General features: G+C 30.4%; 13 protein-coding genes and 1 tRNA gene. 6 read left to right on the top strand and 8 right to left on the bottom strand.

Going from position 1 to position 12,311, the window contains the following annotated elements:
* The 4 genes from ABNT61_RS06830 to ABNT61_RS06815 all read right to left on the bottom strand — a co-directional run bounded on the left by ABNT61_RS06830 (position 1) and on the right by ABNT61_RS06815 (position 1,626).
* Entirely contained in the window at positions 1 to 390 is a 390-nt protein-coding gene (locus ABNT61_RS06830) for a TspO/MBR family protein (protein WP_412766934.1), read from the bottom strand.
* Positions 391 to 458: 68 nt separating this feature from the next.
* Entirely contained in the window at positions 459 to 932 is a 474-nt protein-coding gene (locus ABNT61_RS06825) for a glutathione peroxidase (protein WP_348745339.1), read from the bottom strand.
* A 40-nt stretch (positions 933 to 972) separates the two neighbouring features.
* Positions 973 to 1,197, bottom strand: a complete 225-nt coding sequence (locus ABNT61_RS06820) for a hypothetical protein (RefSeq protein ID WP_348713049.1) — start codon at positions 1,195 to 1,197, stop codon at positions 973 to 975.
* Between the two features lie 354 nt (positions 1,198 to 1,551).
* Positions 1,552 to 1,626 (bottom strand) — tRNA-Pro (locus ABNT61_RS06815).
* A gap of 153 nt (positions 1,627 to 1,779) precedes the next feature.
* On the opposite strand from ABNT61_RS06815, the gene trxB reads away from it, so the two are divergent.
* The 5 genes from trxB (at position 1,780) to ABNT61_RS06790 (ending at position 6,061) form a co-directional block, all read left to right on the top strand.
* Positions 1,780 to 2,727, top strand: a complete 948-nt coding sequence (gene trxB / locus ABNT61_RS06810; RefSeq protein WP_348713050.1) for a thioredoxin-disulfide reductase — start codon at positions 1,780 to 1,782, stop codon at positions 2,725 to 2,727.
* A gap of 157 nt (positions 2,728 to 2,884) precedes the next feature.
* Positions 2,885 to 3,433, top strand: coding sequence for an RNA polymerase sigma factor (locus ABNT61_RS06805; RefSeq protein WP_348742656.1), 549 nt, complete (start codon positions 2,885 to 2,887; stop codon positions 3,431 to 3,433).
* A gap of 4 nt (positions 3,434 to 3,437) precedes the next feature.
* The gene (locus ABNT61_RS06800) at positions 3,438 to 4,229 is read left to right on the top strand and encodes a HEAT repeat domain-containing protein (protein ID WP_348745338.1); all 792 of its coding nucleotides are present in this window, start codon (positions 3,438 to 3,440) and stop codon (positions 4,227 to 4,229) included.
* Between the two features lie 91 nt (positions 4,230 to 4,320).
* On the top strand, positions 4,321 to 5,235 hold the full coding sequence (locus ABNT61_RS06795; RefSeq protein WP_348745337.1) for a hypothetical protein: 915 nt from the start codon (positions 4,321 to 4,323) through the stop codon (positions 5,233 to 5,235).
* Between the two features lie 4 nt (positions 5,236 to 5,239).
* A complete protein-coding gene (locus ABNT61_RS06790) occupies positions 5,240 to 6,061 on the top strand; it encodes a DUF4097 family beta strand repeat-containing protein (RefSeq protein WP_348745336.1) in 822 nt (273 codons plus the stop codon).
* A gap of 70 nt (positions 6,062 to 6,131) precedes the next feature.
* On the opposite strand, the gene ABNT61_RS06785 is transcribed toward ABNT61_RS06790, so the two are convergent.
* The 3 genes from ABNT61_RS06785 to ABNT61_RS06775 form a co-directional block, all read right to left on the bottom strand.
* Positions 6,132 to 6,968, bottom strand: a complete 837-nt coding sequence (locus tag ABNT61_RS06785) for a type II CAAX endopeptidase family protein (protein ID WP_348745335.1) — start codon at positions 6,966 to 6,968, stop codon at positions 6,132 to 6,134.
* A 49-nt stretch (positions 6,969 to 7,017) separates the two neighbouring features.
* Entirely contained in the window at positions 7,018 to 7,986 is a 969-nt protein-coding gene (locus ABNT61_RS06780) for a helix-turn-helix transcriptional regulator (protein ID WP_348745334.1), read from the bottom strand.
* 280 nt (positions 7,987 to 8,266) lie between these two features.
* The gene (locus ABNT61_RS06775) at positions 8,267 to 9,409 is read right to left on the bottom strand and encodes a histidine decarboxylase (protein ID WP_348724226.1); all 1,143 of its coding nucleotides are present in this window, start codon (positions 9,407 to 9,409) and stop codon (positions 8,267 to 8,269) included.
* Between the two features lie 165 nt (positions 9,410 to 9,574).
* Between ABNT61_RS06775 and ABNT61_RS06770 the strand changes: the two genes are divergently transcribed.
* Positions 9,575 to 10,030, top strand: a complete 456-nt coding sequence (locus ABNT61_RS06770) for an Lrp/AsnC family transcriptional regulator (protein WP_348745333.1) — start codon at positions 9,575 to 9,577, stop codon at positions 10,028 to 10,030.
* 89 nt (positions 10,031 to 10,119) lie between these two features.
* Here the strand turns inward: ABNT61_RS06770 and ABNT61_RS06765 are convergent, their stop codons facing one another.
* Positions 10,120 to 12,216 (bottom strand): DUF2306 domain-containing protein, encoded by a 2,097-nt coding sequence (locus ABNT61_RS06765; RefSeq protein WP_348745332.1) that lies wholly within the window; start codon positions 12,214 to 12,216, stop codon positions 10,120 to 10,122.
* Positions 12,217 to 12,311 lie beyond the last annotated feature (95 nt).

Below are 12,311 nucleotides of genomic sequence, written 5' to 3'. Positions count from 1 at the left end.
TTAATTATGGATTAGAATATAAAGATTCAATGAGGTGGCTATACAAAGCCAAATTATGTACGGTAATAATAATAGTCTAACTTTCTTTATGTCTGTACTCAGATTAACGAAGAAATAAAGTAGAGTGATAATCAGTAATATTAATACAACTACGCCTAATGCAACTAGTTTTTGATTAAAGAAAATGAAGTTCCAACTTATATTAAGTAAGAGTTGAATTAAGAATGTAATTTTTACAGTTTTGGTATTCGATATGCTAAAAAGGTATCCGAGATATATGGAAAAGCAAATCATAATAAATGTCCATGCCGCACCGAAAACCCAACCTGGAGGTGTCCAAGGAGCTTTGTTAAGAGATTGATACCATTGATCGGTTGGTCCTTCACCCATTAAAAAACTGCCTATCCATAAAGCAGAGAAGTTAATAAGAAGAAATAAGAGTGTAAATTTTAGTTTATTCAAGAGGTTAAGTATTTAGTGATTTTTTTACTGGTTGGTTTGGTTAGTGAATACCAATAATCAATGAGATTACCTTTTTCATCAACCAAATATTTTTGAAAGTTCCATTTTACAGATGAGTTTTTCTTACCGTTTAACTTCTTATCGGTTAAGTAAGCGTATAACTGATGCTTTTCAGCTCCTTTAACTTTTATTTTCTCTGTAATAGGGAAAGTTACTCCATAATTTATAGAGCAAAATTCTTGAATTTCTTCTGAGTTGCCAGGTTCTTGTCCTCCAAATTGATTGCAAGGAACTCCAATAATAACTAGAGAATCTTGAAAGTCATTTTGCAATTGTTGTAACTCTTTGTATTGCGGGGTAAAACCACATTTTGAAGCTACATTTACAAATAAGATTTTCTTTCCTTCAAATTCAGAAAATGATATTTCTTTACCTTGAAGGCTATTTATTTTAACTTGGTGGACAGACATTTTTAAAAAACCACTAAATCGTGGGGTAGTTTAATTTAATTTAAGCCGTTAAAGGTTTACCCTTTAATCTTTTCTCAATACGTTGTTTAACAACAGTTAATCTTTTCATTATTTCCATAAGATTACTGTCTTTACTTTTTTTGTATTCTTCATTAATTTCTAAGATTAAAGCTTTTGCTTCTCTAGACGCTAAAATTCTATCACTAGTTGTGATAAACTTGAATTTTCTGTTCTCGAATTCTGTTGCTTTTTCTATTAATGTCATAACTAATCAATAATTATAAAGTTACACCCATTTAATTTGGGCTATTAAATCGTAAAATTAGACGTGTAAATCCTTAAGTACTTTCACTAGATAGGGTCTAATTGTGAATCTTGGGGCAACAAATGTATATATAACTTTCATATTTGGCCATACATAATCCATTGTTTTATACAATATAATGATTATTTTTTTTTATGAACCATTGTTTTGTTTATCAAAATTACAAAAAAATTAAACAAAACCAAAAAATGTAGTGAAATTAAGATGTTTTTAACAAAAACCTAACCTTAACAAAACGATTATCTGAGAATTAGACATAAAAAAACTGTTGATCGAAGAATCAACAGTTTTTCGTCGGGGTGGCAGGATTCGAACCTGCGACCTCCTGCTCCCAAAGCAGGCGCGATGACCGGGCTACGCTACACCCCGTTTTTCGGACTGCAAATATATATGTTTTTTTAAATATATTGATCTCATTCGAAAATTATTTTTGATTATTTCATGATTGATAAAAGATATTTATAAAGGAGTTGTAGTTTTTAAAAAAAAATTACATTTGTACTTCGATTAAAATAATACCCAATGTCAAATACTGTAGAAAGAATTAAATGTTTAATAATTGGATCTGGACCAGCTGGTTATACAGCGGCTATATATGCAGCTAGGGCAGATATGAAACCTGTAATGTATACAGGAATGCAAATGGGAGGTCAATTAACAACAACTACTGAAGTTGATAATTTTCCTGGATATCCAAATGGTACGGATGGTACCGCAATGATGGAAGATTTAAAAAACCAAGCTGAACGTTTTGGTACTGAAGTACGTTTTGGAATGGTTACTAAGGTAGATTTTTCTGAAGAGGTTGGAGGTATTCATAAAGTAGTAGTAGATGAAACTACTGAGTTAGAAGCTGAAACTGTTATTATTTCAACAGGTGCAACTGCGAAATATTTAGGTTTAGAAAGCGAACAACGCTTAATTGGTGGAGGAGTTTCTGCATGTGCAACATGTGATGGTTTCTTCTATAAAGGGCAAGATGTTGTGGTTGTTGGAGCTGGTGATACGGCTGCAGAGGAAGCAACTTACTTAGCAAATATTTGTAGTAAAGTTACAATGTTAGTTCGTAAAGACTACATGAGAGCTTCTAAAGCAATGCAACATAGAGTAAACAAAACTGAAAATATTGAAGTGTTATTTAATACTGAAATTGACGAAGTTTTAGGTGATAATGTAGTTGAAGGTGTAAGAGCTGTAAACAACCAATCTGGAGATAAACATGATATTCCTGTTACTGGAGTATTTATCGCAATTGGTCATACTCCAAATACTGAGTTATTCAAAGGAGTATTAACTATGGATGATACAGGATATTTGATTACAGATGGTAAATCAACTAAAACTAATGTTCCGGGGGTGTTTGCTGCGGGAGATGTTCAAGACAAAGAATATCGTCAAGCTGTAACTGCTGCTGGTACTGGTTGTATGGCTGCTTTAGATGCAGAACGTTATTTAGGAGCTTTAGAATAGACAATTCTTAGAAATAAATTATATTAAAAGAGATTACTTAGGTAGTCTCTTTTTTTTATGATTTAATTTTTTTGAAAAAAAATCTGTACTATTTTGTAACACATAGAAAATAATCAAGTTAATCTGAATAGAAACAACTAATTAATACTTTAAGAAATTGAATACACTATCGGATAGTGCCTTAATGCTAAAAGTTAAATCTGGTGAAAGCCATACGTTAGGTTTACTTTACGAACGATATAAAAAACGATTGTTTGGTTTTTTCTATCAAATGAGTAAAGATGCCAGTTTATCAGAAGATCTTGTGCAGAATGTGTTCATAAGAGTGATGAAGTATAAACATACATATACAGAAGAAAGTAATTTTCTGTCTTGGATATTTAGAATAGCACGCAATGTTTATTATGATCAATTTAAGGCAAGTACAAAAAATAGAACATCTGATTTAGATGAGGTTAATGAAGTTTTTATGGTTGATAGTATTGAAAGAAATATTGAACAATCAGAGAAGGTGAACTTGTTAAAAACTGCACTAAATCAATTACCAGCAAAAAAGAAAGAGCTCATTGTGTTAAGCAAGCTGAAAGAGTTAAAGTATAAAGAATTAGGAGAAATTGTTGGATGCACAGAAGGAAACGCTAGAACTCGAGTTCATAGAGCATTAAACGAATTAAAAGAAATTTATTTAACCTTAGAAAAAAGATAGAAAGATGGAGTATAAAGAATTTAAAGAAGTACTTACAGACTATGTGTTGGGAAATCTATCAGAGGCCAAACAAAAAGAGATTGAAAATTTTGTAAAAGATCATCCTGAACATATTAAAGAACTTGAAGAAGCAAGTTTATTTTTAGAGAATATGTACGATGACGTTCCAGAACCTACAGCAGCAATGGACATAAAATTTTATACCATGCTGAATGCTGAAACAGCTAAGAAAGAAAAAATCTCTTTTGCGAATAAAATTGAAAAGGTCCTTTTAGGAAGCTTGTTTAAGAAAGTAGCATACTCATTAACAATTTTAACTGTAGGTTTTTTCTTAGGAAAAGGATTGAATAATACATCTCATTTAGAAGGTTCAAATATTCAAAAAGTTAAACAAGAAGCAGAAACGGTTCGCTCTCAATTGGTATTAACTTTATTAGATCAACCTTCCGCAAATAAAAGATTACAAGCAGTAAGTGAGGTTAATAAATTAAGTAAAGTAACAGAAACCATTTTGCAGGCCTTATTCAAAACATTGAATAACGATGAGAATGTAAATGTGAGACTTTCTGCCATTGAAGCTTTAGGGAATTATACTCATATTCCGCTTGTTAGAGAAGGGCTAATTGCTTCAATTTTAAAACAAGAATCACCATTAGTACAAATAGCATTAGCCGATTTAATGGTATTACTTCAAGAAAAAGAAGCTATAAAATCATTTGAGAAATTGATCGATGAAGAGGATACAAATGAAAGTGTAAAACAAAAAATGGAAGAGAGTATAGAACGTATTATATAAGTAAGAGTTATAAAGTTTTGATGTAATTGGCAAGTCCTAGGTCGCTTTTTACTGAAAAGAAAATCAAGTCATTCATCAAAAAAGTTAAGTCATGAAGTTTATAAAAATCATATTAGTAGTCATTGCCATAAGTATCAGTAATTATAATTATGCTCAAGAATATTACTCGGATAAAAAATTAAATAGTAAAGAAATTATTCAGAAAGAATTACAGTTTACAACAAACAGTTCTGATAATATTTTAGTTGTGGATAATGTATATGGATCTATTGAGGTAGAAGGATATAATGGATCAAAAGTAATACTAGAAGTTGTTAAACAAGTGTATGCAGACACTCAAGAAGAGCTGGAAAGAGGAAAACAAGAAATAGGAGTAAAAACTGCTCAGAAAGAAGAAGCTATTTATGCTTATTTGAGTTCTCCATATTCACATTTTGATTTAGAAACCGGAATATTTGAACATAGAGAATTTAATTATAGTTCAAGACGAAGTTATAAACACAGAAAGAAACGTATGTATAAATATCGTTTGGATTTTAAAATCAAGATTCCTAAGAATACTAGTATAGATGTTAAGGCAATAAATAAAGGTGAGGTTGTTGTAGAGAATGTTCACGGAAAATTATTGATAGCACATAACATTAATGGACCAATTGATTTAAAGAATGTTTCAGGTAAAACAGATGTAAATGCATTGAATAAAGACATTAATATTACCTATGCTCAAAATCCAACAGAAGAAAGCTGGTACAGGTCTTTGAACGGCGACATAAATATAAAGTTTAAAGATGGGTTAGATGCAGTAATTAGTTATAAGACAATGAATGGTAAATTCTATACTAATTTCCCAGTGGAGAATACAGTACCTAAAGTTGTAAAATTAACGAAGCGTAAGAAAAAAGGAGTAAAATATAAAATAGATTCACAGAAGCATTTTAAAATAGGGAGTGGAGATGTTCATTTACATTTCGATCAGTTAAACGGAGATGCAATTGTTAAAAGATAATAGTATGAAAAGTAAGAATATAAAAGCAGTAATTTTTAGCTTGATTATGTTAATCGGAATTAGCGTATCGGCACAAGAAACAGTAAAGGTTCCATTAACAGATCCTTCAAAACCCGGATTTTTAAAAGTGAAAATTCTTAATGGAGGAATTCGAGTTAAAGGCTCAAATACTAAAGAAGTAATTGTAAAAGCAATACTAAGGTCGGAGAAGAGGAGATATGGTAAAAGAAGAAAGTCAAATAAGAAATTAGAAGGATTAAAACGTATTTCGAATGAAGGATTGGATTTCAGTGTAAAAGAATTTAATAATGCTATTGATATAGATTCCGATAGAAATGGAATAACAGATTTTGAAATTGAAATTCCTAAGAACTTTTCTTTAAAATTATCAACCTATAACAGTGGAGAAATTTATGTGGAGAATGTAAATGGTCATATGGATATCAGTAATGCAAATGGGAAAATTACATTAAAAGATATTAGTGGAGCGGTAATAGCTGACGCTTTGAATAGAGATATTACAGTAAACTTTATTAAGGTTGATCCAGGTATACCGATGGCATTTAGTAGTTTAAATGGCGATATTGATATTACTTTTCCAAAGGCAATGAAAGCAGATGTGAAAATTAAATCTGAAAGAGGAGAAATTTATACCGACTTTGATTTAAAAATGAAGCCAGCAAAATCTAATTTTACTAAGAGTGAAAATAGAGATAATGGATATCGATTAAAGGTTGAAAAATGGATTACCGGTGCTATAAATGGGGGAGGACAGGAAATTGTTTTCAAAAATTATAATGGAGATGTGATTATAAGATCAAACTAGATAGATTTGAAAAAGAAATAAAAAAAAGCTGTAGATGTTTAAATCTGCAGCTTTTTTTGCAATCTTCCCACTATGTGTTTTTAGTATTTGTTTTAAGTTTTTTCCAATACAGTAATCCGAAAATTAAAATCAAATCGACACAAATAAAATTACTGATTAGCATGTAATTGAATTCATCAATAACTTCTGTGGTCGCAATTAAACTTGCTTTGAAATGGTTATTTGCAGCATGCAAAACGGCAGCAATAAAAATTGAATACCTATTAAATCCGATATAGGCAATAATTAAAGAAAACGCGATGCATGCAAGTGGATAAGTGATGAAAGCTTCGATGTAAGGATAACTTGGGAAAAGATAACCATTAATAGCAATTGGTAAATGCCAAATTCCCCATATAATTCCTAATAGAAATACACCTTTCAATTCTCCAAAAGCTGAAAATAGTTTCTCTTGTAGGTATCCTCTCCAACCAATTTCTTCACCCATAACCAATATCACCATTACAATAAATCCTACTGTTAAAGTTGTAAACAATTTTAATGTAGATCCAAATACAGTCCAATCTGGTGACGTTCGAATTCCTAAATGTATTTGTAAATAGAAATCTACGATGACATAAATTAAAGGAATAAGGATGGCTAAAGCTATACTTTTAAAAGAAGGTTTAATAAAACGTAGTGATGTCCAATTTCCTCCTTCTCGTTTGTTTAAAATAAAAGCAATAATAGCAGGCATTACTGCCAAGCTTAGTTCAAAAATCGCTTTGAAAATAATATTGGAATTTTTTAGAGTAGCATGCATTGTAAATCCAATTGCCCATGAAATCCCTAATACAAAAAGAGTGAATTTTTTAGCTTTTTTGAAATTGTGTTTTCGTTCTGTGTTAATGTTGATTGTGGTATTCATAAATTGTTTACTCATTTAAATTTTGAGCAAAACAATTGATAAATAAGGCTTAAATCGCCTCATTGGATGCAGTGAGACCTTTTTCAAATTGTTTTTTGAATTGAAAAGGTGTCATTCCTTCTTTTTGTTTAAATACTCTATTGAATGTTGCTTTTGAATTAAATCCAGAATCAAAAGCAATTGCTAGTAAAGTAAGATGATTTGATTTTCCGTTCTGTATACTTTTTTTGAAATACTCAATTCTATGAGAATTTACATAGTCATAAAAAGTGGTTTGCAAATGACTGTTTAAAAAATTGGAAAGTTTCTTATCAGAGATTTCTAGTTCTTTTGCTGTTTGAAGTAAGGTTAAGTTCTGCTCTTTAAAAAGTAGATTTTGGGTGAACAATAGTTCAAATTTATCTTCTAATTTTTTTAAACTTTCTAAATCTTGAGTTATTTGTTTTTGCTGAGGTTTAGCAGGTTTTTGAGATATTTCTTGAAATAAAAAGACTTGTGTTTGATTTAAACCGTAGTATCCCATATACCAAATTAAAGAAGTTAAATAGGTTAGATTTAATATCAATATGAACTTGAAAGAAGTATTGGTAAGTAGCACTCCTCCTGAGATAAGATCAACAAAAATGAATATAATGAAACCATTTACCCAGATGGAAAGCCATTTTAAATCTATGTTTTTTGTGAAAGAGTAATTGTTACGAACTTCGAGTCTATATTTTTTTAGAATTTGAAAGCATTGGTACAAGCAATAAATGAAATATAACCATCCTAAAAAAGGAACAATAAAAATTAGATATACTAAGGAAAGTTCATTTTTTGAGTCTATTGTTTCTAGGAAGTAAGAAGGAATACTATAAATTAGAATTGCGATGAAAAAAGGAATTAAGCTTTTATATAGCTTTTTGAAATCCAAATTTTCATAAACAGATTTAATGTAATGAAGAAGCATTGGGCCTAATGCCATATAAATTATACTTCCTACAGGAACTAATAAACGGGTAACCTTCTTGTTATCCATGTAATTAAATGCAAACATTAAAAACAGGATCAGCAAACAAGAAAGAATTAATACTAGAACTTTATTAATAGGTTGTTTTTTGATTCTATTGAGAACTAAAAAAATCAATAAAACATTTAGTGTTATTCCAGAGTAGAGTATAAATAAAAAGAATTCTTTCAATGGATTAGTATTAGTCTTCAGTAAAAGCAAATATAATCTTTAAGGTAAGTAGTATGTATAAAAAAAGACCACTTTTATAGTGGTCTTTCAATGTGGTGATTTTATGATATGTTAATACTTAATAATACATTAATTCCTCTTCTAATGGCGCTGTTTCCATTTCAGTTTTTACATCTTCAATAAATAAATCAATTTGAGCTTTAGTAACATTAGGCATACAAATAATGTGCGTAATATCATCTTCTGTTGCCAATTGCCACTTGTTTTTTAACTGATCTGTGACTTTTGGAAATACAACAGTAATCGATCCCGGATTACTCCATGCATTGATACCAATGTTTTGTAATTGCTCACGACAATAATTTGCTACTTCTAAACTATGTTCATAGCGAGCTTTTAATCCTTCAACTCCCATTTTTTGAATAGCATACCACAAAAATAATGGACTATGACCGTTTCGTGAACCTGTAATAGTTGTGTCTAAAGATCCGATGTACGAAATTCCTTTTGATACTCGATCCCTTAATGACCGTTTCGTAACAATGACTCCAGCTGGAATAGGAGAACCAATAAATTTATGTCCACTTATAGAAATGCTATCTGCGCCATCAAGAAAATCGAATGGGCTGCGAGGTTCTGTAAAAGCACCAAACGTTCCAGATAACGCTCCATCACAATGTATATAATGATCTTGGATTGCTAATTTTTTTAAGATTCCTTTAATTGTAGAAACATCATCCTTAGCTTCTTTCATGGTTGTTCCATGAGTTGCTAAAATAATAGCAGGTTTGTGTCTGTTGAAACGTAAAGTGTCTTCTAAATCTTCATAATCAATTTCTCCATTTTCCTGCGAACGAATTACGATACTTGGAATATTTAATAAATGAATGTTCTTCTTAACACTATAATGTGTAGATTCAGAGTAATACACCATTGCTTTTGGATACATTTCTCTAGCGATGTACAAACCGTATAAGTTACTTTCAGATCCACCGTTGGTAACATATCCCCAATAATCTTTTGGGTTAGCTCTAAAAAGCTTTGCGAAAAAATCTACAACTTCACGCTCTATTTCATGTGTATGTACTTTGTACGTACTATCTTCAAAAGGATCCCCCAAATTGTTAATAGGATATTGTAAGAAATCATACAATGGTGAGTAATCAAAATCTTTTGATACAGGGTATCCTAAAAAGGAATCACGTGCATTTTTTACATTATCTAATAAGTTACTTAAACGATCATTTAAAGTAATATCCATCTTCATTGTTCTATGAAATAAAATTTTCGCAAATGTATATTTTTGTAGAATTATAAACTATTAAATATGATAAAAAGGAAAAATAATCTATTTTTAATGTTTTAAATCAGTGATTGTTCTTTTTTGTATAAGTTGTTGCTGGTTTTTTAGAAATATCTTCTAATTATGGATGCAATTGATAGAAAAATAGTAAGTGAATTACAGAATAATGCAAAGCAAAACACGAAGGAGATTGCTACAAAAATTGGATTGTCAGTTACTCCAACGTATGAAAGAATAAAGAGATTGGAGAAGAGTGGTGTAATTAAGAAATATGTTGCTCTGGTTGATCGTGAAATTATCGGAAAACAAATTATCGCGTATTGTCAAATCACCCTATTTAAACATCAGAAGAGTTTGATAGATGAATTTAAGCAAAAAATGTTTAATCTGTCTTCCGTAATGGAATGCCACCATGTTTCTGGTAATTTTGATTTTTTAATTAAAGTTGCCGTTAACGATATGAATAGTTTTCAAGTTTTCATTAATGAGAAACTTTCAGTTGTTGAGGGAATTTCTACAATTCATAGTTCTTTTGTTTTAGATTCATTTAAAGAATCTACTTCTTATAATTTGGGATAACGTTAAAAAAGAATAATACTACAGACAGTGCCTGTAGTATTACCATTGAGTGTGAACAAATCTAATATTGATAAATTGATATTCCTATGTTAATTGGAATATGATTTTAATTCTTTGATCATTTTAGTCGCTGTTGGGTTATCTGAATTCCATTCCAATGAAGTTTCAAACGCTTTTAACGCTTCTTTTTTTCTGTCTAATGCAAATAAACTTTGTCCTAGATAATTATAAATTCTATGTGTATAATAGCCACGTCCGGGATAAAGTTGAAGATTCAATTCATAAAACTTTACGGCATCTTCATGTTTGTTTTCTTCCGCTAGAGATAATGCGTATTCGTTAATCAGTCTTTCAGAAATGGCGTATTCAGATTCTTTATTGTATTCAGTTTTTATAAACTCAATGACTTCCTCTAAGGTTTCTTCTTTCGCAAATTCTGCAATAGATTTTCTGTTGAGCATTAATTTTCTAAGAATCCACCAGTATTTCCAAGAAGGAAGTTTTGTGCGTTCTGATAATTGAGTATGAGTTAAATAGTCTAATTTGGTTTTATGAGCTACAACAACATTTCTTTTAGGGATAACAGTAATAAATTGGCCAGATTCATCCCATGACGTAAAAGCTCCTTCAAAATCTGGATTATCATAAAAGCGTTCAAAGAGCCACCATAAATAACCATACGATTGTTGCAGAGGACTAGATGTATCTCTGCCAAGCCTAGAATTTAAAGTATCCATTGGAATAGAGGTAGAGGTCGTTTTTTCAATCCAATCTTTCGATATGATTTGTTTGCCATTCCAAGATCCTTTTTGGAGTAATAATTGTCCGATTTTAGCCATATCTCTTGTTGAAATATGAATTTCTTGAGTTCCAAACTTCGACTTTTTCTTATTGAAAATTACCTTTTGATTTGCAATATTCCAATCCTCAAAACCCAGTGGAATTGCCAATTGATCTTCGAGTGCCTTTGCAAAGCTATTTCCAGATTTTTTTTCTAATAAGTAACTAGCAACGTTATAATCCCAATTGTTAAACATGAAATATTCACCAGGTTCAACTTTTCCTCTTTCTCTTATTGTACGATTCGTATAATATGCTCGCTCATTTTTTAAATAAAACACTCCTGATGTAGAGGTGAGTAGATGTTTTACTTTAGCATTTTTTTCAATTGGAAGTAATCCATAATACTCATTTATATTATTACTTTCAATAGTTGTATTTAAATCTTGTTCTTTTAAATATTTACCTAGAAGTAAACTTATAATCCCCGTTTTAGAATCTTTTATGTTGTAAACTTCTGAAATATCACCATACTCATAAACAACCTTTCCATTTTCCAAAACTATCATACTTGTAGTTTCAGATTCTTCTTTTAGGTATTCCTCAATTTCAATAAATTTTTCTTTAGAAAAATAGGAGTTTGAAAGATTGTTTTGTCTTTCTAAAGCTTTTCCTTCGAACGATGGTTTTTTGTAAAACCAAGTTTGAACGCTAGTATATGAGAGCATAAAAAATACAAGAACGATTCCCGCAGTTCCCTTAAGAACAGCTTCAATTCTATATTTTTTATAATAATATAACATACTTTCTTTTTTGTGGATTATTAGGTAAGCGATTAAGACATTTGGAATCCAGCTTAACCAAACAGATATTCCATAGGCGGTGTTAAAGTTACCAAAATATGAAATAAGTAGAGGTAACCATAAACGTAAAGTTACCGCAGCAAAAGTTCCAGCATAGCTATAGGTTATATATTCAATATGTCCAGCTAAATTGCCTTTTCGAATGGCGCGATAACCTAAATAGGTTGCAGTAACCCAGATTAATGATCCAAAAGTGAATCCAATTTCTGTAGGTAATCCACCTCTTACGAAAAAGCTAATGTAAAATGCAAAAGGACTACTTATTAGAATAGAACCGACATAAATTTTTCCGATAGTTCGATGCAATTTTGGATATTTTGTTCTAATTCTTTTCACAAATTGAATCCAACCAATTAACAAAGCAATTCCCCCAGTAATAATGTGTATGTAAAAAGCAATTTTATAAGTTAAACTATTGAGTACTTCTTCGGGTTTCATAGCAAGTGAATCAATAGGTCCATCAGCCAGTAGATACTTTAAGGGTCTGGTAATACCTATAAATAGACAAAAGTTGATTAGAACTATACCAATTAATCTTTTCATTTGTTCCTTTTTTAAAGTTTAATGATCGAAAAATAGTGGCAAAAAAAATGTTAGATTATATAGAATTGGAAAGCGGTATAAAGAACCCTTTTTTA

Source organism: Tenacibaculum sp. 190524A05c (assembly GCF_964036595.1).
GTDB lineage: Bacteria > Bacteroidota > Bacteroidia > Flavobacteriales > Flavobacteriaceae > Polaribacter > Polaribacter platacis.
Note: the sequence above shows the minus strand (reverse complement) of the source record. Positions and strands in the feature narration are given on the sequence as shown.